We start from the raw sequence: 21063 nt of genomic DNA on the forward strand, positions 1-21063 counted from the left end.
CAGCGCGACGGCCCGCCCGGCAGGCGGGCGGCACGGTCCGGCGCCGGTGACCTCCGCCACATCATCCACGCCGTTCAATTAAGCATCTGTGTTTAACATCGTCAATACTCATGTTCAGTACAGTGCTGCTATGCCGAGCGACGATTCGCGCACCGCCCTGCTCGACGCCGCCGAACGCCTCATCGCCGAACGCGGCGCCGACGTGCCGCTGCGCGACATCGCCGCCGCGGCGGGCCAGCGCAACAACTCCGCCGTGCACTACTACTTCGACTCGCGCATCGGCCTGATCGAAGCCATCGTCGAACGGCGGATGAACTGGCTCGAACAGCGGCGCATGCAACTGCTCGCCGCCCACGAAACCGACGGCCGCGCCAACGACGTGCACGCCCTCGTCGCCATGCTCGCCACACCCATCCTCGAACTGCTCGGCCACGACCGGGTCACCCATCTGGGCCGGTTCCTGGAAGTGGTGCGCACCCATCCCGTCGTCGCGGACGCGCACCGCCTCGCCGGGGCCGACCGCGCCGCGGTCCGCATCATCACCACCCGCCTCGACGCCGCCCTCACCGGCCTGCCACGGCGCCTGCGCAGACAACGCCTGGAAACCATGGCCACCGTCATGTTCGCGTTGATCGCCGACTACGAGCGCACCCTGGAAGCGGGCGTGCGCACCGCCCGCCCCGGGGACGCGGCGGAGATCGTCGACATGATCGTCGCCATGCTCACCGTGCCCGTCCCCGAGCACACCCCCGCCGCGCCGGGACGCTGAACCGGCACCCACTCAACCCGGCGTCCGCCGTGCCACGGGCACCGAGGCCGGCTGCGGATGCGCGAGTTGCGGGAACCTGCGATGCAGCCGGTCGATATAGCCGCGCACCACACACAATTCGCTGAACAGTTCGTGCCGCGCGGCGGGATCGCGGCGCTGCGCGGATTCGATGTCCCGCACCAGCATCCGGGCACGCCGGGTCAACAACTCCACGAAGACCCGGGCCTGGGCGAGGTCGGCGTCTTGTTCCATGCGATGGGCCGATCTGTCGTTCGATTCCGATGTCGGTCGCCCAGTGCTCCCCGTACCGCGGTCCTCAGCCGATCGGAGCGAACACGATGCTAACCGAGCCCCGCTCACTCGGGTGCCGAAATGAAACCGGCTACCGGCTACCACGTGGCGACCGGCCGTCCCGCTCGTCGACCCAACACCGCCCGGACCGAAGCGCCGCCCCGGGCCGGCGGAGGCCGTCGACGCGTATGGTGATCGCATGGGCGTCATCGGGGAGCTGTTTCCGGGCAAGAAGCTGACCCATGAGGGCAGCGAGGACAGCGACGGGCAGACCCACACGCCACGGTTCGACATCGATCTCGACACCGGAGTCGTACGACTGTCGCGCATCGGCCGCGCCGGCACCCAAGACCGCACCGACGGTCCGGAACCCGCCTAGCGACGCCTCACCGCGGCCCCACCCTCGGCAGCCCAAAACCCGCTCGGCCGGAAAACATCTCGCTGATCGCAACCCGTTACCGCGGCGGTGCGCGCCGGTAGCGTCACCGCAATGGGCAATGCTGGTGGGCGACGACGGCCGCTGAAGACCGTCACCGGAGTCAGCGGCGCGGTCAGCGTCTACGCGGCGGCCATCGATCCGTCCGCCACCACGATCGCGTCATCGATCGACGTCGCGAAAATCGCCGAACAACACAAATTCGACGCCCTGTTCGCCGCCGACCTGCTCAGTTTCGGCGCCCAAGGCGCGATCGGCGCGCAGGAACCGCTGATCTTCCTGTCCGCGTTGAGTGCCGTCACCTCGCACGTCGGACTCATCGCGACGGTGACCACCACCTTCCACCACCCCTACAACCTCGCCCGGCTCTTCGGCACCCTCGACCACATCAGCAACGGCCGCGCGGCATGGAACGCGGTGACCTCATCGGTGGGGGAGGAGAACTACGGCGAGCAGGAACTGCCCAGCCCCGAAGACCGGTATGCCCGCGCTACCGAATCCTTCGAAGTGGTCAACTCCCTGTTCGACAGCTGGCAGCCCGGCGCCCTGACCTCCGACGGGCACGGCGGCGCGATCCTGGACGCCACCCGCGTGCGGCCCATCGACCACGCGGGCCGGTACTTCACCGTCCGAGGGCCGCTGAACATACCGCCCCTGCCACAACGCAGACCCGTGCAATTCCAGGCCGGGCAATCCGCGGGCGGCATCGAACTCGGCGCGCGGTTCGCCGAGGTCGTGTTCACCTCCCTGCCCACCCTCGAAGACGCCGTCACCTACACCAAACGCATCCGCGCCCGCGCGAGCGAACTCGGCCGCGCCGACGGCCTGCCGTTGATCATGAGCTCCTTCCACGCCACCTACGGCGCCACCGAAGCCGAAGCCGAGCGCCTCGTGCGCGAACAAGCCGAGGCGACCGACTTCGAGGCCGGACGCGCCGCCCTCGCCGACATGCTCGGCGGCGGCATCGACCTGTCCGGCCTGCCGCTGGACAAGCCGCTGCCGGAAAGCCTGCTGCCCGAGGTGACATCCGTGCACCGCAGACGCGGCCGCGTGGAGATCTTCAACAACTTCGCACGCTCGGGAAAGACACTGCGAGAGCTGATCATCGCCGCCAAGGACACCGGCCACTGGGCGGCCGCGGGAACCCCCGAACAACTCGCCGACGCGATCGAAGAACGCTACAACGCGGGCGTGCTCGACGTGATCTCCCTCGGCGGGCTCGCCGACGAACGCACCCGCGACTTCGTCGTCAACGGGCTGCTGCCGGAACTACGCCGCCGCAGCATCGTCGGTTCCGACTACGTCGGGGCGACCTTCCGCGACAACCTCGAACTGCCCCCGCTACCGGACTGACCCGGCGCCGCGCCGCCACCCTCACATCAGCTCCGCGAGATGGGCGCGCGACCACGCGCACATACCGTGCACCAGCCGCAGCAACTCGCCTCCGGCCGCGGTCAGGGAATACTCCACCCGCGGATTGGCCGTCCGATGATCGCGGCGCGCGACCAAGCCCTCACGTTCCAGCGCACGCAAGGTCTCGGCCAGCATCTTGTAGCTGATGCCATCCATCGACCGATGCAACTCGCCGAAACGGTGTTCCCCGTCACCGATCTGCTCGAGCACCCGCAACGCCCACTTCGTCGACAGCGCCGCGAAGACACGCAGGGCGACAGCCCTGGCCTGCTGCTCCTCGGTCTCGCTCACCCTCACCACTCACTTTCAAGTGCGTACTGCCGGTCACGCCGATCCCCACCTAGCGTCGCAGATGTGCGCATCCTGAAAACCTATGCCAGAGTCCTCGTCTCCGACCTCGACACCGCGCTGCCGATCTACGAACGGCTGGCCGGCGCCAAGGCCGACCTCCGTTTCGGCTTCGAACGCGCCGAACTCGCCGCCGTCGGCGACTTCCTGCTCATCGCGGGCGATCCCGACGACGTCGAGCGGTACCGCGGCACGGTAGGCCCGGTGATCGTCGACGACCTCGACACCCTGCTGCGAACGGTGACCGAGCACGGGGCGGAGCTGATCGGTGGGCCGTTCACCAGCGCCACCGGCACGTTCGTGTACGTCCGCCACGCCGACGGCGCCCAACTGGAATACGTGCAGTGGTCGCCCGAGACGCGAGCGCTCGTCCTGGGACCGGACCGGCCGTCCGCCGCTAGCGCGTGAGGACCGGCGTCGAGGTCTCCGACCGATGCCCGGCGGACTCGCGTCGCGGGGGATTGGTATTCCGCACCCACGTGACATTGGCGACCAAGTCGTCGTCGAAGACCAGTTCGTCCCACAGCAACCGCTCGGCGGCATCCGGCGCGGGCTGCGCCACCGGACGCGGCGCCGTGGTGACGGCCGCGGGCCGCACGGGCTCGGCATCCCGCGCAGGCTTGGCGGGCAGCGGCGTCACCAGCCAAGTCAGGGCTCGCATCGGGCCCAAGCCGTAGCGACGAGTGCCCTGCGCGATCGCGGCCACCGCGGCCGCGCAGCTCAGCACCCCGGCGAGCAACGCCATCTCGGTCAGTCCAGCGCTGGCCATGCGCCGCTCACCCGGACCGGAAGCACCGCCGAATTCGCCGAGAAACCGGTGCACCAATCCCGCGCCCAGACCTTCACCCGGATCGATCAGTATCCGCAATTCCGGCCCCCTGGCATCCAGATACATCAGGGCGATCAGCACCACCACCGCCGCGGTCACGCTGGAGCCGATCACCAGCACGGCGAGCGCGCGGGTGCGCAACCGGATCTGCGCCAGCGCGGCGAACACGGTGACGAGCATCGCCGCCGCGGCCAGCAGACCCCACGCGCCGCTGATGTTCACATCACGGAACTTCGACACCGACCACTCGTCGAAACCGTTGGTGACGCCGGTGACCCGGCCGAACGCATCGGAGCGGGCCTCACCTCCCGCACCCGACGCCGAAAGCCACGGCTGGAACAACAAGGCGAAGCCGACCGCGCTCACGACCGCGGCGAACAAGAAGCCCCAATCCACACCCCGTGGTGGCCTCGCCCCGCGTCCGGCGCCTCCGGAGCCACGGCTCCGACGGTCTCGCGCTTCGCTTACCTGCCAAGGGGTTGGTTGTACCATTGCTCCAGTTTCGCCGGTGCCGCAGGAATAATGCTGCCGCCCAGAGCAATAACAGTGGAATTGCCCCGGGACGGTGAATATCGCGGCACATCAATGAGATGTAATTCGATCGGGCGTCATCGGCCATCGACGGAAATCACCGTAAGCACCTGCGCCACAGCAAGCAAGCGTGATCGATGTCCCACACATCACCGCAGCTCCGACGGCCTACCAGCCGAGCGTGACCCAACCGATGAGTAACATTTCACGCACGTCGTTGAACTCGTCATACGCAGATCCGCCGCGACGAGCACGAAACCCTGCGCCCCCGATTGCTGTGACACGCTTAACAAGCCGACACTGGGACCTCGGTCACAAATTCTCCCGCCACCGCTACGGCCGCAAATCCACAACGCCACAGACAACTTCACGCCACCCCCGGCACCCATCCGGCCCCCACCGCGCTAGGCCGGATCCTCCCCGACGCAGGTCTCCGCCGCATCGATGTGCACACACGGCACCGGAGGCCGCGTCGGCCGATACGCAGGCTCGACACCACCCGCGCGGATCAGCCGGGCATACGCGTCGACCCCATCGGTCGGACGGCGCGCCAACGTCGGATCGGTCAGCACATCGACCGTGTAGAGCCCGAACCGCGGCGCGTAGGAACCCCACTCGTAGTTGTCGGTCAGACTCCAATAGTTGTAACCGATCACGTTCATGCCGTCGGCCTTCGCCCGCTGCAACCAATACACCGTGTCCCGCAGATGATCGGCGCGGGTGTACCCATCCGAGCGCACCTGCCCGTTGTCCGTCGGAAGCCCGTTCTCCACCACATACAGGGGACGACCGGGAAACTGGCGCGCGTAATGCCGCAACGCGTAGTAGATGCCCTCCGGATGCACCGGCAGCTCCCACATCGGTGGCCCACCCTCCGCGCCGCCCTGTGCCGACTCCCCGGTCTGCGGCAGCGGAGCGAAGTAATAGTCCAGCCCGATGAAATCCAGCTTGGCCGAAATCCGGTCCACGATAGGCTGATTCACCTCCGTCTCCGCGCCCGCCACATAACCCAGATTGCTCGTCACCTGAGCATCCGGCCGATAACCGTGGATGACGTCGTAGATCTCGTTGTGCGCCCGCGCGATCCGGTCCAGCATCACCGGCGCCTCGTCCACACCGATCCCGCCCGTGCGCAACTCCGTGCCCACATACGCCACCGGCTCGTTGAACGTCACCCACAGCGGATCGTGCGAGGCATACCGGCGCACCACCTCCCGCATGTTCGCCAGCCAATCCTCCACCATGCCCGGGTTGCGCCATCCGCCCCGATCCACCGCCCACCCCGGATACACCCAGTGATCCAGCGTCAGCATCGGCCGCATCCCCGCCGCGACGATCCGGGCGATCACATCGTCGTAGAACCCGAACGCCGCCTCATCCCACGCGTACGGCGCCGGTTGCAGCCGCGCCCACTCCAGACCGACCCGGTAGACCCGCACACCCAGCCGCGCCGCCAGGTCGATATCGGTGCGATAGCGCCGGGCGAAGTCCACCGAATCCAGGTACGGGTGCTCGGTCCCACCCGCCTCGATGAAACGCGACCAGTTGCTGTCCGGCGCGTGACCCTCCGACTGAAATCCGGACGACGCCACACCCCACAAGAAGTCGCGACCGAACACCGGCAGCTCCCGGCCCGGCTGAGCAGCTGAAACCCCCGAGGCCATCAGCATCGCCGCAGCGGCCGACAACGCGGCGAACCCGCGCCGGTGAGTGCGTGTACGCATCGCGGTAGCGTAACTGGAAGATTGCTGAAGTGTCCGGCAAGCACCAGCGTGTCGCAGATCCCACCATGGTCACGATCACCCCATCCGCGACCGCCGCGCCGACGCCACGCCCGCCGCCAGCACCCTCACCCATCGCAGCCGACCACGCCACGAAACCCACCCGGGTCCGCGCCACACCGCGCGGCGTCACCACCCGCGGACCCGACCCGCAACGGTCGGCACACGCGCAACCGGTCTCGCCGGCGTCCCGAGCCGGAATCCATCCACCCAGCGCGTCCCCGGGAAACGCCGTACAACATCACACAAGCGAATCAATTGACCGAGCGCATCCGCCGCTGATCGACCAGACTTGCCCAGGTGACCAGATACGCATTCGATGCCGACCGCGCCGCCCTCGTCGCCACCTGGGCGACCGGACGAGGCGACCTCGCCCAAACGGTGGCCACCCTGCCCCCGCAGGTGACCAGGGACCAGGCAACCGATCTGGCGTCGAACCTCACCACCCTCTCGCGGTTCCAATGGCGCACCTACACCCACCCCGCCAGCGCCGCGGGCGACCCCGACGTCCCCAACAGCGAAGCATGGCGCCGCGCCGAAGAACGCCGCAACTTCAAAGAAGTCGAAGCAGGCCTGCGCAGCCCCAACCTGCCCACCGACGAAGGACTGCTCGTCTCCTACAGCGGCGTCGTCGAATCCGCCCACCGCATCGGCCGCACCCTCCACGACATCGACGACGCCGCCCTACTCGAAACCGTCGCCGCCGAAGTACGCATCGAGCAGGAAGCCATCGAATCCGCCGAACGCGGCGACCTCTCCGGCCGCGCCCGCCAAGCCGTCGAACTGTCCCGCCCCGACGTCTCCCCGGCGCAGGTGCACGCCGCCGACGCACTCCTGCGCGCCGACCCGCTCGGCAGCATCGAACTGTTCACCGAACTCGACCCAGCCTCCGCCTCCGTCGCCGCCGCACACTGGCTCTACGCCGCCGCCGAAGTCGCGGGCGAGGCCGCGAACGTACCGACCACCGACGTCGTCGCCGAAGCCGACGACATCGAAGCACTCCAAGTCGAAACCCCCACCCTCGTCCTCGAACGACTCGCCCAGGGCGACACCCCCACCGAAGTCGTCCTCGACCTGATCGCCGAAGCGGTGGCCGTCCACGAAGGCCGCGTCCCGGCCCCATGGAGCCTCGTCGCCCGCGTCGCCGAGATCGAAGCCCAAGCCCACCGGTTCGGCGTCGACGCCGACACCCGCGAAGCAATGCTCACCGGCTTCCGCATCAGCCGCCTCGACCCCGCCCGCCCCGCCCTCGACCTCCTGGAAGACCTCCTCGACGGCATCCGCGGCTGCCTGCTGCTCTACGCCGCCCACACCGAGCACGACGACCCCGAAACCCACTTCGCCGAAGACGTACGCCTCGAAGCCGACGCCGACCCCGAAGACCTCCTCTGAACGCCGCGGCGGGGCACGGCCACCCCCTGCCCCGCCCGCAGGGAATTCACGGCGAAACTTCGCCCGACACCACCGCTTCCGAGGCCAACCAGGCACGCAGCGCGCGATAGACCGCCGCATGATTGAGCAGCGTGAAGTGATGCGCCGACGCCAGATGCATCCCCTTGTCGACATCGAACCCGATGCGCCGGGCCCGCGCACGACCCGAACCGCTCGGCGTCAGCACCAACCCGTCACCGATCACACGCCCCAGCGGATGCCGTGCACTGCGCGTCACGGTCGCGGTGACGAAATAGTGGTCCACATCCCGCAACAACGGAACCTCGCGGACCACCCGGCGACGCAGTGCGTCGGCGTCCAGATCACGCCAATCCTCATCCACCAGCGAGCCGTCCCGAAGATCCCGGATACCCCCGCTACGGCGCCGCAACAGCCGCCCGAACGGACGAGTCTCCGGCAACCGCACCAGCGCCGCCGACGCGTAATGCACCACCTGCTCCAGCGGCGCGCCCAGATGCGGCGAACCCAGGCACACCACCTGACGCACCCGCCGCACCCACGGCAACCCGGCTTCACTCGCCACGAAACACGCGCCACGGGCGACCAACCCGCCCATCGAATGCCCCACCAGCGATACCCGCTCGATCGGCACCGGCCACCCGTCGACCAGTCCCTGCATCAATTCGCTGAACTGCGCCGCGTTCTCCGAAATGTGCAGCCCCGAGTTGTACCGAACCTGCAGCGACGTGCATCCCAGATCGGCCTCCAGCCGCTCGCCATAGGCCGGCCCGCCGCCCCAACGCCACGCGTGCTCGGTTTCCACCAAGCCGTGCAGGAACACCACGACATGCCCACCGGGCCGCCGCACTCGCGCACCCACCAGCTCTGCGGGCACGGGAGCGCCGTCGATGCGAAACGTCATCGGACCGGCCAGAATCGGCCGCGTCCGCTCGAGATCGTCACCGATCAAACCCTGCAACGCGGCCAGCAACCCCGAGCCGTACACCGTGCGCGACGGCGCGACACCGGGCAGATCCGCCGCCCGTTCCGCGACCATACCCACCGCCACCGCGGAACCGCTGACCACGCGGTAGACGCTCTCGGCGATCGCGTCGTGCATCAGCTGCACCGGAGCCGCCGCGGGCCCCACGCCCCACCGCACCGCACCGAACACACGGCGGGCGATCGCCCGGTGCACGGCCGCGATCCCATCGACCGCGCCGCCGAGCTCGTCACCGGCCAGCCGAGCCAGCGCCCTGACCTCCGCTTGCCGCTGGGGCACACCATTCGTCACCATTCGAGTGTACAAGTGTGCACTGAAAAGTGAACCCTACGGCACCCTCGACACAGCCACGGCCCGCTCGGTGAGACTGCCCAGATACAACACGCCGTCCTGCTCCACCACGCCGGTCACCATCGAATAGTCGGTGCCTTCGACCTGAAGGTCGTGCACGACATTGCCGTCGAAATCGACCGCCAATACCCACACCGTCCGCGCCGGCTTCGGCTGCACCCATGTCGGCAGTTTCCACACGATCCGCCGCAGCACGCCCGGCAGGGGAAGCAGCCGGTCCAGCAACGGATTGCGCGGGGAAGGAAGCGTGATCCAGATCAGGCCGTCACTGCCGAGACCGAGGTTGTCCGGGAATCCAGGCAGGTTCTCGATCAACCGCTCCTGCGTGCCGGCCTTCGGGCCGGTCAGCCAATAACGCGTGAGGCGGTAACCGCCGGTTTCCGCGACGACCACACCGGAGCGATCCGGCGCCAGGACGACGCCGTTGGCGAATTGCAGATCATCGATCAGCGTCTCGACCTCGCCTGCGGGGTCCCGGCGGAACAGGCGACCGGTGCCGGAATGCTCCAGGATGTCACCCATGTACTCATCCAGCGAGTATCGGCGCGACGAGGCGGAGAAGTAGATCGTGCCGTCGGTATCGCGCACCACGTTGCTGGCGAACCGGAGTCGCTCCCCATCGATCTCGTCCACCAGAACGGTCAATGCGCCCTCGGTATCGAGCTCCAGCAAGCCGCGCTCGAAATCGCAGATCAACACGCGCCCGTCGGCGTCGGCGTGCAGGCCGAGCGGACGGCCCCCGGTGTTCGCGAGTTCGCGGACCTCGCCGGTCGCCGGATCGATGCTGAGAACGGCGCCACCCTCGACGCCCGCGATGATCCTGCCGTCGGGGGAGAGGACGACATCCTCCGGGCCCGCGCCGGGCAGCTCGATACGCCGCACCGCGGGAAGAGGCGGGGTACTGCGGGTTTGCCGTGCTCGGGCTGGGGAGGGCGGCGGAGTCCAGCGCTGCGGCTTCATGGCGGAGGCGAGCATCGCATCAGGGTAGCCCGGGAAGTGCGGAGCTCCTGGAAAACGGTGCCGGGTTGGCAGCCTGCAAAATAAGATGTCGATACTTAGATATGCGCATTGAACGATGTATCTCCCTCTGGTTCCACCTACCTCACACAAAAGCGAACAAACCAAAGAAAGCACAGAGGACAAGGAGGCAGCGTTTATGCGAAATCAGTGGTCGCCTGCCGCTGCCCAGGCCTCCGATCAGGGCGCCATCTCGCCGGGTGTCGGAAGCCAGGGGAGCGGAGCGGTGACGTCAGGGCTGGTGCGTGATGGTGTACCAGAGGATGGCCAGCGTACCGACCGTGAACAGTGGTGCCACGAGAAAGGTTTCGACCTTGTTGCCGGTGCGCTCGATGACGGGAAAACTGACTCGAACATCGAAAGGCCAGAACAAGCGGCAGCCGCGCTCGGTGAGGCAATCGCCGATCAGATGGGCCAGCGCGCCGAGCCCGACCGCGAACGGCAGCCAGACCGGCTTGTCGGCGATCCAATGTTCCATCGCGAAGGTGCCCGCGGAGGCGAGTACGACGATCGGTCCCCACGCCTTGAAGTTGTTGCCGGACGGGCACAGATGCAGAGCGCGCACGGCCAGGGCCAGCAGGAAGAAGACCAGCCCGAGGGTGAACCAGCGGCCGAGCCAGTGCTCGCCGGCCCACGTGCCGTAGGCCACGGCCGCGACGAACGCCAAAGAGTGGGTGGCGCCGCGGTGACCTCCGGAAACCCACGAGATGAGCTTGCATGCGGTGTGCGTGATCGGGCCCAAGGCATGCGAGATGGTTCCGTCGGGATGGTCCGCATCGGGCAGCAGTGCGGCGCCGGCGGTGAGGAAGACCCCCAGCAGCAGATCGACGGTACCGAGATGTCCCGTCGCGTCCTGCAGAGCCGGAAACGTCAAGATCGTGACCGGCAGCGTCGCCGCTGCCGCCGACCAGGCCAGCGCGCCACTGGTCGCATGTGAATGTCCAAGCACCATTCGAACGTTAGTTCAGCTTCGTATCGGATCGCGAATGCCGCTGCGCGAGCGGGAGCAAGGGAGGAGTACGTCTCGTCGACCGGTTTTGCGAGATGGGGTAGGGGAGTGCTGACGGAAGTCGGGACGGGCCGGAAGACGTTGCGCAGAACAGTGATTGTCCGATTCGGCGTCGAACACGTGCGCGTTGCCTTGCCCAGAGCTCTGGCGTCGGCAGCTGGTCCGGCGGCGTAACTGTGTGACAACTCGATTAAAAATTGCGATACGTTCCTGTGCGTATATATGCATAGATCGCAACCCAAACAGAATCACGCACCAACCAAACCGAAACACACAACAGCACAGACACCGCGGGGGGCCTCTCCGTCAAAACGCAGGTGTTGCCAGAAGGCGAGGGCGTCGCCGACAGCAACCATCGCCACGGCCGCACCGTGGTAGGTCTGATCGGTCGATCGGATCGGTGGTGTCGACGGTGAATGACCGGAGGGGGAGAGTGCGGTTCGGTCAGACCGCCATGGGCGAGGTGCGTGTTGTCCTGGTACAGGCGGCGCGAGCGTTCACCCGGCATGCGCCAACCGCACCGATCTTCGGCGGACCGGCAAGGCCGCCGGTTGAGGCGGTCCGCTGGTGAACCGATCGCTGACAGTTTCCCAGGGGTGGTGAACTTAGTTCGCCATCTGCCCCTACGCTGCACCGCATAGCGTGAACTGATCGATTGCTTTCTGTCACATCGGACTTCTGTCTGGATGTGCGGCAAATATCTGGCAGCGGTGGGCGGCCTGGAGGAGGTTGCGGTGGGTGAATGGCGTGGGGTCCATCTGTGCGGCAGTGTTCCGTTGGCGGATGCGCGGACGGTCTTCTCCGAGGCGTCGCGGCGGATCGGGAAGCACTTGAAGCGCATACCGGACGGAGAGACGGGTGAGCGGGACAACTGGGTGGTGTGGCAGCTGCCGAAGATGCAGGCACATCCGGACCTGGAAACTGTTCCGCCGCCCAGTCCGGAATACGGGCCGAGCGAACGGGTGCAGCCCAAACCCGGCGTGGCGGCGGCGTCGATCGACTTCGGCGCTCTGGGTTACGCGGCGGCGGCTCTGGAATCCTGGCAGGTCTTCCGGCAGTTGCGCGAAGGCGGCACCATACCCGCGGGTACCCGGTTCCAGGTGAGCTTGCCGACGCCCATCGCGGTGATCGGAGCATTCGTCGCAGGCCCGCAGGGGGAGTTGGAACGCAGGTACGAGGCGCGGCTGCTGGACGAACTCGCCGTCATCCTCGCCGGGATACCGGCCGAAGACCTTGCGGTGCAATGGGATGCCGCTGTCGAGTTCGCCATTTTCGAGGGCATCTTCCCGTCCTGGTTCGGTGCCGACTATCCGGCGCAGCTGGAAGGTGTGGGGGAACGACTGATTCGGCTGGGTGCCGCGGTGCCCGAAACGGTGGAGCTCGGCTATCACCTTTGTTACGGGGATTTCGGACATCGCCACTTCGCGGAGCCCGTCGATACCAGTAAGCTGGCGGCGGTCGCGGGCCGCATCCTGGCCGGTCTGGACCGGCCGGTCGACTGGATTCATCTGCCGGTGCCGCGTTCTCGCGCGGACGCCGACTATTTCAAGCCCCTCGCCGATCTCGCTCTGCCGCCGGAGACGGACCTGTACCTCGGTTTGGTGCACGCCACCGACGGCCGCGCCGGCGCGATCGAACGCATCGAGGCTGCCCGCACGGCGGTCGCCGAATTCGGCATCGCCACCGAGTGCGGGATGGGCCGGCGCCCGTCGGACCAGATTCCCGCACTGTTCGACCTGCACGCGGAACTGGCGGACATGCTGGCTCGGCTCTGAAGCCTTGGCGCCGGGTCATTTGGGGTCGGGTCCGGTATCAAGCGAGTGGCTCAGGGCCTTGCCGCACGATTCTCAGCGCGACTGACACGTCTCACATCTACGGACGGGGCCAAGAAATTGCCGAGGCGTGAAGGGCTGACGCCGAGCTGCTTGCTGTCGGATGACGGCACCCGACTCGAGGGGAGTCGGGCCCGACCTCTAGTTGACATAATGTCGATTATCGGCAAAGTTTCGGGCTGGTCGGTGGGGGTGGTTGAGTACGTGTGGCGTGCTGTTCGATCTGGCGTGCGGACAGGTTCATCCGGTGAGGCTCAAGAGCTGCCGGGCTCGTGTTGGGCTTCGGCCATGGCTGTTCCGTGTGGTCGAATGACTCCCCAACGCATGCATAAATATGCATGCGTTGCGTTGCCGCTGTGACGTCTGACTGCCACGCCCTTCTACTGCCCCTCCCCGCTCCGCATGGTTTCGTCACAGTGACGTAGCGCAGCTTGAGTTGCTGCTCATCTGACGGTACTGCCCAACAGTGGCGACCAACTGATGAGCACGATGACATCAAGGACTGGGCTTGCCGGGGCACGGCTCTCGATAAGGCACGTCGGGCGAGATCCAGTCTTTCCACTGCTCATGGCTCGGATTCGAGGTGAGCTTGTCGCATAACGCGTCCATCCATGCTATGGGCGCCGGCAGCTGCCAGATACCGCCGCCCACGAATGGCGGTCTGCCGTCGAGGGAGACGCGTGTGGCGCTGATGAAGATGCGGCGGCCGTCCTGGCTGAACTCGACGTAGGTGGCTTGGCCGGCGGCCGTCGTGTCGACGGCCTCGCCGATCTGGCTTCCTGTGGTGGTATCCCAAAATCGCAGTGTATTGTCCGCGCAGATCGAGACCAGGTGGCGGCCATCGGGACTGTAGGCGATGTCTACTTGTCGGTCGGAGCCTTCCATCGGCGGGCCGACCGCCTCGCCGCTCTCGGCGTCCCATTGCTGGATCGTTTTCCCACTCGCCCCGGCGATGCGCCGACCATCGGCGCTGATCGACATGTCGCCGAAACCGAAAGCGTTGGGGCGGCCGATCGACTTGCCGATCGCTCGTCCGGTCGCTGTGTCCCAGATCCGAAGCGAGTCCGCGCTGTGGGAATACAGACGGTGGCCGTCGTCGCTGAAGGCAATGGATCGGACGCCGTATTCGTGACCGGTCATAGGATTGCCGATCTGTCGGCCGTTTCGCCAGTCCCAGAGTCGGACTGTTTTGTCGTCACTTGCAGTGGCGATTGTCTGCCCGCTGGGGTCGAATTCCACATAGTTCACGTAGTCGTCGTGTCCCCTGATGGGTTCGCCGTGTGGCTGTCCGTTGGAGGTGTCCACGATATGGATTTCTTTTCCGGTCGTGACTGCGAGCCAGCGGTGGTCCGGGCTGAGGTCGAACGCTTGGGTTCCGCGAAGTGCCTCCGTGACAATGGCGGGCCCGAACGGTTCGCCGGTATCGGCGTCGAAGCTTCGGAAGGTGTCGTCGTGGAAATCGAGGATACGCGGGCGATCGGCTGTACTGTCGAGCCCGTAGCCTCCCTCGTCCCCCGTGGTAGCCGCCATGCTTCCACCCATTTTCGTGGTGAGTGTCGCATACGTATCGGCATTCGACACCTGGACGGTGTCGCTGGATACCGAAACGATCCGATTTCCTTGCCGGGTGAAGGCGACATCCGACATCGGTCCCTGGAACTCGAGCGGATCGCCGATCGGCTGGCCGGTGCGTGCGTCCCACAGTCGTACGGTCTTGTCGGTGCTTCCGGTGGCGATCCGGCCGCTGTCCGGGCTGAATGCCACAGACTGAATTTCTCCGTAGTTTCCGAAAATCGGTGTGCCGATCGCCTCGCCGGTCTCGGCGTTCCACAACCGTAGCGGTGAACCGGCACTGAGCAATGTTCCGATGCCCACGGTGTGGCCGCCTGCGGCGACGGCATGGCCGTCTGGGCTGAATGCCACGCTCAAGGTCGCGTCATTGTCGCCCATGCGGGGGTCGCCGCCGCCTCGCAACGGTTCGCCGAGTGCCGATCCGTTACTTGCGTCCCATAGGTGAACGGTATTGTCCGAGCTGGCTGATGCCAGGTGTCGCCCGTCTGGGCTGAACGCCAGAGCGGACATTCGGCCGACGGATCCTGTCAATGGACTTCCGAGTTGCTGCCCGGTCTCCGTGTCCCACAACCGCAAAGTGTCCGCGGTGCCGGCACTGCCTTTGTCTATCGCGGCGACTCGGTGCCCGTCGGAACTGACCGCCACGACACCGGCATAATTCACAGTGCCGGTCATCGGCTGACCGATGGGCTGTGGGACGGCTGAGTCCCATACCCGGATCCTTTTGTCCTTGCTGTATATCGCGACGAATCTGCCGTCGGAACTCGGCTTTATGATGCTGGTGGTCTTGGAGTCTGCGAACGGCTTTCCAATCGGCTGCCCGGTCTCGGTGTCGAACAGTCGAATTCCTGAGGGGGTGTACGCTGCGATCCGCTGACCGTCAGCGCTGAGCGCGGGAGTCCCGGGACCGCCACCGGAGGGGTCGACGATCTTCTGCAGTTCGGGCTTTTTGCTCAACGCGGTGACCAGTGCACCGATGTTCGGGTTCGCGGAGATACGCTGCGCGGCCAGCAATTTTGTTATTGCCTGTAGTTCGCTGCCGGGTTGGCCTCCTGCGAGCATCGCCTGTGCTTGCGAGGTCAGTCGTTCGGCGAGTGCCTCACGGCTGCGGTCGTCGGCTTCCCGGCGTTTCGTGTTGGCGTCGTTGCGGGCGGCGACCGCCAGTACGAAGCCGGTCACCGCGATCAGGGCCACCGCCAGTGTCAGGGCGAGCACCGCACGCAGGACCTTCGTGCGTTTGTGCAGCACGGCCGCGTGCGCTTGAGCCTCGTCTCGGCGTTGTTGCGCGTTGCGCAATTCTGTTTCTCGGCGTTGCCGCTCGGCCTCAGCCTCGGCATCTTCGCGCTTCTTGGAAGCTTCGAGGAACTCGGCCGCGTGCCGAACCCGGTCGGTGAACATCGGGGAGTTCGCCAACTGCATCGCCGTGGCGAGTCGTGCGCCTTCGATCAGCCACTCCGGGCTGCGTGCGTTGCGGTTCCAGTCCGCAGCCGCGCGATCGAGGTTGTCAGCCTCCTTGAGGTCCTTGGCCTGTTCCTGGAGCCACCGGGTCAGTGGGCGCCATTGCCGGAGGAGGCTTTCCAGCGCGACCTCGATGACTGTCTCGCCGCCGCGCTCGTTCTTGACGAGCAGTCGCCGGGCGACCATGGCATTGATCAGGTCGTGGCTGGCCGGCGGCAGCTCGCTCCAGCGCGCGACTCGGCGTGAGGGCTGGTCGGTATTCGGATCGATGGTGGCCAGCCACGGAATGAACGCCGCGTGCAGCACGTCGAGTTGCTGTGACCGGAGGTCGGGATCGGTGGCGAGCAGCGTATCGATTTCGGCGTGGACGATATGTTGCATGCCGCCCATCGATTGATAGTTGGCGAGGGTTAGTTCGCCGGTGCTGCCGTAATCGAGGTAGAGGCGTGAGAGCGTCAGCGCGAGCAGCGGCAGGCTGTCCGCGCCGCCGGTGGCGTCGGTGACCAGCTGGGCGACGAGCGCGGGGGCGAGGCTCAGGCGCAGGCCCGCGGTGGTGGCGCGAGCGGCCGGTCCGGTGATCACTTCTTTGAATTCGCTCACCGGCATCGGTTTCAAGTCGCTGAATTCCCTGGTGTGCACGCCGAGTAGTTCCGGCGCTGTCTGTAGGGCCTCATATCGGTCGGCTCGAATGGTGACGACGGCGATCATGGGCAGTTCGGCGATCGCGTCGGAGTGCAGCAGCTTGCCGAGCAACCCGAGGCATGTGGCTGCCTCCGGCCCGGCCTCGGTGGTGAACAATTCCTCGGCTTGATCGATCGGCAGGATCAGCGTCGGCGCCGCGCTCGGGTCGAGCGGATCACGCCGTGCCTCGCGTAGCCAGTTCGTCAGCTGGCCGGTGTCGCCTGCCAGGCAGGCGGCTTTGATGTCGCCGAGCGCCGGACGGGTCAGGCCGGCGCTGGATCTGAGTTGCAGGATGGCGTTCGCGAGGCCTTGATCGCCGGTTACCGCGGCGCGTTCGGGGCGGACGATGTCGCAGAGCAGGAAGTTGTCGCGGTCGCGGCGCAGCCTGGGAAGAAGTCCGGCGCGCAGGAATGACGACTTCCCGACGCCGGACGGGCCGAGTACGACGAACAGGCCCTCGACAGCCGTGGAGCGCATGCCGCGAAGGACGTCGAGGCCGCGCAGGATTTGTGGGTCACGGCCGAAGAAGATGGCCGCGTCGACGTCCTCCATCGATTGCCAGCCACGGTAGGGGGCACGCTTGCAGTCGCCCGGTGGTGGCCACGGAAAGTGTTCGGCGCCGATTCCGGCTTCGCGTAGACCGCGGAGCATCCTGTGGAGGCCGTCGCTGGCGAGAACGGTCGGGGCGCCGCCGTCTTCCGATGTGATGGTGGTGACCGGGCTGTGCCCGTCGGGGAAGAGGTCACAGAATTGCCACTCGCGGGTTTTCTGTCCGCGAGCCGCGGGGTCGATGCGAGCGCAGAAGATTCGTTTGTTGAGAGATTCCGCGTGACGGAATTCGGCTAGGCACTCGGCTGAACGTTCCCAATCGGAGGAAATCAAGCAGATGACCGCTTCGCAGCGGTCAACCGCGCGGACGAGTTCGGACTTCCAGCGGGTTCCTGGTGCGATGCCGGTTCGGGGGTCGACATCGAGGAAGATCTCCCCGCTCAGGCTCGGTTCGTTCTCGGTCAGCCATCGGGTGACGGCTACCGCGGCCGTTTTGTCGCGGCTGGAATGGCTCACGAATACCCGATACATAAGGGAAATGCTGTCGCGGTTTGCGACAGGTGGCGCGAGTAGTGGACTACTCGTTCCGCGGTGTCGAAGACGGCCTGCCGCTGTGCACGGGACCGGCGCTTCATCTGTGGTCAGGTGGTTCTTCGGCCCATTTCGCGACCCACGTCTGGTTCTCGGCGGCGATTATGTTCTCGCAGTTGTCGACGAAGGCTGTCCACCGCTGGTCGTCGGTGGGTGCTCCCTGTGCCCTCCACTCCTGGAGGAGTTGTTGCAGGCGACGTGCCGTCGCGGAATATGTCATCACCAAGAACTCGTATCGGCGGCCGGTCAGATGACCGGCGACTCCCGCGCTGAGCGTGGTGAGCGCCGCTACCCATGGCGTCAGTGCGGAGGCCGGGGAGGTGGGGGTCGAGACGGTCGCGGTGCCGGCCAGGACCGCGGCGACGGAGGCGAGGACGGTGGCAGCCAGGCCGAGCATGAGGGTCCACCTCCGCAGGCGCCGTGCTCGTCGGGCGTAATTTTGCGCCCTGTGCTGGTAGTAGTGCGTGATCTGGTGCTGCACTCGGAGGACCACGTAGTCTTCGGGGGTCAGCGGAGGGGGTGCCGCGGTATCCGGGCGTTGGGTGTCGCCTCTGGATGTGGAGTCGGGAGCGTTTTCGGTCATGTAGGGCAGGAGGTCCTCGGCTTTCTCCTCGATCTCGGCGATCGCCCGGTACAGGTTGGGCAAGGCGCTGTCCCCGAGGAAGGGGTGCGCTCGTGCGCGGAACCGGTAGATCACTTGCTTGATGCTCTCTGCCACCGCGCGGGCGCGAGACCAGCGGCGGAACTCGGCGGGTGTGAGGAAGTGAGCTGTGAGGAAGGTCGCCACGGCAAGGCAGATGGCGCCGATGGTGGTGACCACGAGTTGTGGCAGGCCGGATGTCCGCAAGATCGTCGCGGTCATCGCCGCGGCGATGGCCCCGGCGCCGCCGAGATTCAGTACGGCGGTGCGAGCGCGGTCCGCGCGCCGCTTCCCGGCATCGGCGGCGCGGGCCCAGCGAGCCCTCCTCGCCCACAGTGACGCGACCGCATCGTCTTCGTAGGTCACCAGGTTTCTCCTCGGCTCGGTATCCACGCATTGTCACCTCCTCGGACGGCGTCTCCAGGGAACGGCGCGGCTGAGACGGAACCCGCCGCGGTCCCCTGTGCCCGTCCTTCGTCATCGCCTCGCAACCGAGCGCCTGGCGCGTACTCGGCTGGCGGGGATGCGGTAAGTCTCGGATTTTTTCTAGATCGCACTCCCCTGGCCTAGCGGCACATCCTGTTGCGTCGTCTGGATGAGGGACTACGGTGCGACGTCCTCACGCTGCCGCGTTTCGTGGCTTTCGTTGTACGGTCCAGTGATCGGTGATTGGCTCTGGTTGTGGTGTCCAGTTGCGGGCACGCTGGGGTGGTGCTGGTTCGTCGGTTGGTCGCGTTGTATGTCGGATTGTGGTTGTACGGGTTCTCGATGGCGGTGATGGTGCGGGCCGAGCTCGGGATGGATCCGTGGGATGTGTTTCATCAGGGTGTGGCGCGGCATGTGCCGATCAGTTTCGGTGCCGTCACGGCGCTCACCGGTGTTGCCGTGTTGTTGGTCTGGATTCCGCTGCGGCAGTTGCCCGGGCTGGGCACGGTGAGCAATGTCGTGGTGATCGCGGTGTCGGTCGACGCCGGGTTGGCGTGGTTGCCGTCGTGGGATGCGCTCGGGGTGCGGGTGGGCGCCATGGCGGCCGCGGTTGTGCTGAACGCTGTGGCCAGTGTGCTGTATATCGGGGCGGGCATGGGTCCGGGTCCGCGGGATGGACTGATGACTGGACTGGTTCGTCGGACCGGTCGCTCGGTGTGGGTGGTGCGCACGGCGATCGAGTTGACGGTGTTGACGACGGGGTTCGTCCTCGGTGGCAGTGTCGGCGTCGGAACGCTGGTGTACGCCTTCGGGATCGGCCCGCTGATCCATCTGATGATCCCCGCGGTGAACCGGTTCCTGCCGGGGTTCTCGGCGCCGAAGCCGGTGGCTGCCGTCGGCGGTGCGGCGGTGGGAGTCCCGGCCGCGTAGGGCTCTTCTGGCGGCGGGACTGAGCACCGATGTCATCGGCCGGTTGCTGCCGTGCACCCGCGATGGTCTCCCGGGGCTGGAACCGTGTGCCGAGGTGGTGGCGATCCTGAAGTCGGAGATCGACCGGATGGACGCGCTCGCCTCGGATCCGGCCCGCTCCCGTCGGCTGCTGGCGTCGATTCTGGTCGACTCCGGTGTGCCGGTGCCGGTGCCGAGCGCCCGCGCCGAACCGGGCACGGTGTAGCTGCCGCACGGTCTGGGACGGTTGACAGCACGTCCGTCTCGTTGGTGGCGTGGGGTGCCCTGTGGCCACGGCCGGACAGGGGTGTTCGGTAAGCCGGTCCCCCGTCGGCGGCCGCGCGTGTGGGAATGGGCCGCTGTTCGGCGAGGTGATTCGGCACCGAGATGTTCGCGGCCTATTCGCGGTATGCGCAGCGCGAGGTCCTCGAACCGCGCCCGATGGCGTCTCCGCGCTCACCGCCGGCGGTGCGGGTTGCGTGCGAACCGCTTGCGGCGAGGCGTCATCGGGCACTTCGACGATTCCGTGGCGGCGGGTGGTGGGTCGGGTGACAATCCGGGTGTGTCCGCTCTGATGCCCGATGTGGTCGCCGCCGAAGTGTTCGCCGCCGAATCCCAGCCGAGCCTGCGGGGTGAGGGTGTGTTGTTGCGGCCGTGGACGAATGACGATGCGGCGGTGATCCGGGCCGTCTATCAGGATCCGGATATTCAACGCTGGCATGTTCGTGATGTTGTTTCCGAGGCCGAGGCGCGGGAGTTGATCGCGCGCTGGCGGGCGGGTTGGCGTGGTGGTGACGGCCCGCAGTGGGCGGTCGTGGTCGGCGATGTGGTGGCGGCACGGGTCGGGTTGCGGCATATGGCGCCGGCGGACGGGGTGGCGGGGATCGCGTACTGGACGGCTCCGGGGTGGCGGGGTCGCGGGGTGACGCCCGCCGCGGTGGAGACGGTGACCGGGTGGGCGTTCGGGGTGGGTTTTCATCGGCTGGAGGTGTCGCATTCGGTGCGTAATCTGCCGTCGTGCCGGGCGGCGGTGAAGGCGGGGTTCGCGCCGGAAGGTGTGAAGCGCAGCGCGGGGTTGCACGCGGATGGCTGGCACGACATGCACGTGCATGTCCGCATCGGTCCGACATAGAGAGCTGTACGGAACGAGCTGTCCCAGATAGCCTGTGGGAAGCGATCCGGCAGAAGGTGAAATT

At 66.8% G+C, this 21063-nt stretch carries 18 protein-coding genes; 9 read left to right on the forward strand and 9 right to left on the reverse strand.

The features are described 5' to 3' along the window. Nucleotides 1-130: 130 nt before the first annotated feature. Nucleotides 131-769 carry a helix-turn-helix domain-containing protein gene (locus tag ACH49X_RS19570; protein WP_357207972.1) on the forward strand — a complete coding sequence of 213 codons (639 nt, stop codon included), beginning with the start codon at nt 131-133 and terminating at the stop codon, nt 767-769. A 12-nt stretch (nt 770-781) separates the two neighbouring features. Here the strand turns inward: ACH49X_RS19570 and ACH49X_RS19575 are convergent, their stop codons facing one another. Then, nucleotides 782-1021, reverse strand: a complete 240-nt coding sequence (locus ACH49X_RS19575; protein ID WP_195082888.1) for a hypothetical protein — start codon at nt 1019-1021, stop codon at nt 782-784. A gap of 238 nt (nt 1022-1259) precedes the next feature. Between ACH49X_RS19575 and ACH49X_RS19580 the strand changes: the two genes are divergently transcribed. Continuing rightward, nucleotides 1260-1439: a hypothetical protein gene (locus ACH49X_RS19580; RefSeq protein WP_195082889.1), complete on the forward strand. Its 180-nt coding sequence runs from the start codon at nt 1260-1262 to the stop codon at nt 1437-1439. A 111-nt stretch (nt 1440-1550) separates the two neighbouring features. Further along, nucleotides 1551-2849, forward strand: a complete 1299-nt coding sequence (locus ACH49X_RS19585) for an NtaA/DmoA family FMN-dependent monooxygenase (RefSeq protein ID WP_357207971.1) — start codon at nt 1551-1553, stop codon at nt 2847-2849. A 21-nt stretch (nt 2850-2870) separates the two neighbouring features. Here ACH49X_RS19585 and ACH49X_RS19590 read toward each other — a convergent pair whose 3' ends face one another. Then, nucleotides 2871-3200, reverse strand: a complete 330-nt coding sequence (locus ACH49X_RS19590) for a helix-turn-helix domain-containing protein (protein WP_323124551.1) — start codon at nt 3198-3200, stop codon at nt 2871-2873. Between the two features lie 63 nt (nt 3201-3263). Between ACH49X_RS19590 and ACH49X_RS19595 the strand changes: the two genes are divergently transcribed. Continuing rightward, nucleotides 3264-3665: a VOC family protein gene (locus ACH49X_RS19595; RefSeq protein WP_067805479.1), complete on the forward strand. Its 402-nt coding sequence runs from the start codon at nt 3264-3266 to the stop codon at nt 3663-3665. On the opposite strand, the gene ACH49X_RS19600 is transcribed toward ACH49X_RS19595, so the two are convergent. Both ACH49X_RS19600 and ACH49X_RS19605 read right to left on the reverse strand, forming a co-directional pair. Further along, nucleotides 3655-4467 (reverse strand): hypothetical protein, encoded by an 813-nt coding sequence (locus ACH49X_RS19600; RefSeq protein WP_357207969.1) that lies wholly within the window; start codon nt 4465-4467, stop codon nt 3655-3657. The two genes, ACH49X_RS19595 and ACH49X_RS19600, sit on opposite strands and share 11 nt — an antisense overlap. A 554-nt stretch (nt 4468-5021) precedes the next feature. After that, the gene (locus ACH49X_RS19605; protein WP_195082892.1) at nt 5022-6341 is read right to left on the reverse strand and encodes a family 1 glycosylhydrolase; all 1320 of its coding nucleotides are present in this window, start codon (nt 6339-6341) and stop codon (nt 5022-5024) included. Nucleotides 6342-6698: 357 nt separating this feature from the next. Between ACH49X_RS19605 and ACH49X_RS19610 the strand changes: the two genes are divergently transcribed. Then, the gene (locus ACH49X_RS19610; RefSeq protein WP_357107445.1) at nt 6699-7790 is read left to right on the forward strand and encodes a hypothetical protein; all 1092 of its coding nucleotides are present in this window, start codon (nt 6699-6701) and stop codon (nt 7788-7790) included. Between the two features lie 46 nt (nt 7791-7836). Here the strand turns inward: ACH49X_RS19610 and ACH49X_RS19615 are convergent, their stop codons facing one another. The 3 genes from ACH49X_RS19615 to ACH49X_RS19625 all read right to left on the reverse strand — a co-directional run bounded on the left by ACH49X_RS19615 (nt 7837) and on the right by ACH49X_RS19625 (nt 11110). Beyond that, on the reverse strand, nt 7837-9084 hold the full coding sequence (locus ACH49X_RS19615) for an alpha/beta fold hydrolase (RefSeq protein ID WP_357207967.1): 1248 nt from the start codon (nt 9082-9084) through the stop codon (nt 7837-7839). A gap of 36 nt (nt 9085-9120) precedes the next feature. Beyond that, nucleotides 9121-10278, reverse strand: a complete 1158-nt coding sequence (locus tag ACH49X_RS19620) for an SMP-30/gluconolactonase/LRE family protein (protein ID WP_357208009.1) — start codon at nt 10276-10278, stop codon at nt 9121-9123. A 115-nt stretch (nt 10279-10393) separates the two neighbouring features. Beyond that, nucleotides 10394-11110, reverse strand: a complete 717-nt coding sequence (locus ACH49X_RS19625) for a metal-dependent hydrolase (protein WP_195082895.1) — start codon at nt 11108-11110, stop codon at nt 10394-10396. Nucleotides 11111-11904: 794 nt separating this feature from the next. Here ACH49X_RS19625 and ACH49X_RS19630 point away from each other — a divergent pair. Beyond that, nucleotides 11905-12945, forward strand: coding sequence for a hypothetical protein (locus tag ACH49X_RS19630; protein ID WP_357207962.1), 1041 nt, complete (start codon nt 11905-11907; stop codon nt 12943-12945). Between the two features lie 552 nt (nt 12946-13497). On the opposite strand, the gene ACH49X_RS19635 is transcribed toward ACH49X_RS19630, so the two are convergent. Continuing rightward, complete coding sequence (locus ACH49X_RS19635) at nt 13498-17793, reverse strand: TIR domain-containing protein (protein ID WP_357207961.1); 4296 nt, start codon at nt 17791-17793, stop codon at nt 13498-13500. 100 nt (nt 17794-17893) lie between these two features. Further along, nucleotides 17894-18859 carry a DUF4231 domain-containing protein gene (locus ACH49X_RS19640; RefSeq protein WP_357207959.1) on the reverse strand — a complete coding sequence of 322 codons (966 nt, stop codon included), beginning with the start codon at nt 18857-18859 and terminating at the stop codon, nt 17894-17896. A gap of 402 nt (nt 18860-19261) precedes the next feature. Between ACH49X_RS19640 and ACH49X_RS19645 the strand changes: the two genes are divergently transcribed. The 3 genes from ACH49X_RS19645 to ACH49X_RS19655 all read left to right on the forward strand — a co-directional run bounded on the left by ACH49X_RS19645 (nt 19262) and on the right by ACH49X_RS19655 (nt 20999). Next, nucleotides 19262-19849, forward strand: coding sequence for a hypothetical protein (locus ACH49X_RS19645; RefSeq protein ID WP_357208007.1), 588 nt, complete (start codon nt 19262-19264; stop codon nt 19847-19849). 94 nt (nt 19850-19943) lie between these two features. Beyond that, on the forward strand, nt 19944-20093 hold the full coding sequence (locus ACH49X_RS19650) for a hypothetical protein (RefSeq protein WP_357207957.1): 150 nt from the start codon (nt 19944-19946) through the stop codon (nt 20091-20093). Between the two features lie 348 nt (nt 20094-20441). Beyond that, nucleotides 20442-20999 (forward strand): GNAT family N-acetyltransferase, encoded by a 558-nt coding sequence (locus ACH49X_RS19655; protein ID WP_195082901.1) that lies wholly within the window; start codon nt 20442-20444, stop codon nt 20997-20999. The last annotated feature ends 64 nt before the right edge of the window (nt 21000-21063 follow it).

It is taken from the genome of Nocardia sp. NPDC019323, from assembly GCF_044389845.1.
Classification (GTDB): domain Bacteria; phylum Actinomycetota; class Actinomycetes; order Mycobacteriales; family Mycobacteriaceae; genus Nocardia; species Nocardia implantans.

Bases quoted from the DNA above. Each gene is read 5' to 3' on its own strand.
- ACH49X_RS19570 (WP_357207972.1), top strand. From the start codon at position 131: ATGCCGAGCGACGATTCGCGCACCGCCCTGCTCGACGCCGCCGAACGC.
- ACH49X_RS19575 (WP_195082888.1), bottom strand. From the start codon at position 1,021: ATGGAACAAGACGCCGACCTCGCCCAGGCCCGGGTCTTCGTGGAGTTG.
- ACH49X_RS19580 (WP_195082889.1), top strand. From the start codon at position 1,260: ATGGGCGTCATCGGGGAGCTGTTTCCGGGCAAGAAGCTGACCCATGAG.
- ACH49X_RS19585 (WP_357207971.1), top strand. From the start codon at position 1,551: ATGGGCAATGCTGGTGGGCGACGACGGCCGCTGAAGACCGTCACCGGA.
- ACH49X_RS19605 (WP_195082892.1), bottom strand. From the start codon at position 6,341: ATGCGTACACGCACTCACCGGCGCGGGTTCGCCGCGTTGTCGGCCGCT.
- ACH49X_RS19635 (WP_357207961.1), bottom strand. From the start codon at position 17,793: ATGTATCGGGTATTCGTGAGCCATTCCAGCCGCGACAAAACGGCCGCG.
- ACH49X_RS19645 (WP_357208007.1), top strand. From the start codon at position 19,262: ATGGCGGTGATGGTGCGGGCCGAGCTCGGGATGGATCCGTGGGATGTG.
- ACH49X_RS19655 (WP_195082901.1), top strand. From the start codon at position 20,442: ATGCCCGATGTGGTCGCCGCCGAAGTGTTCGCCGCCGAATCCCAGCCG.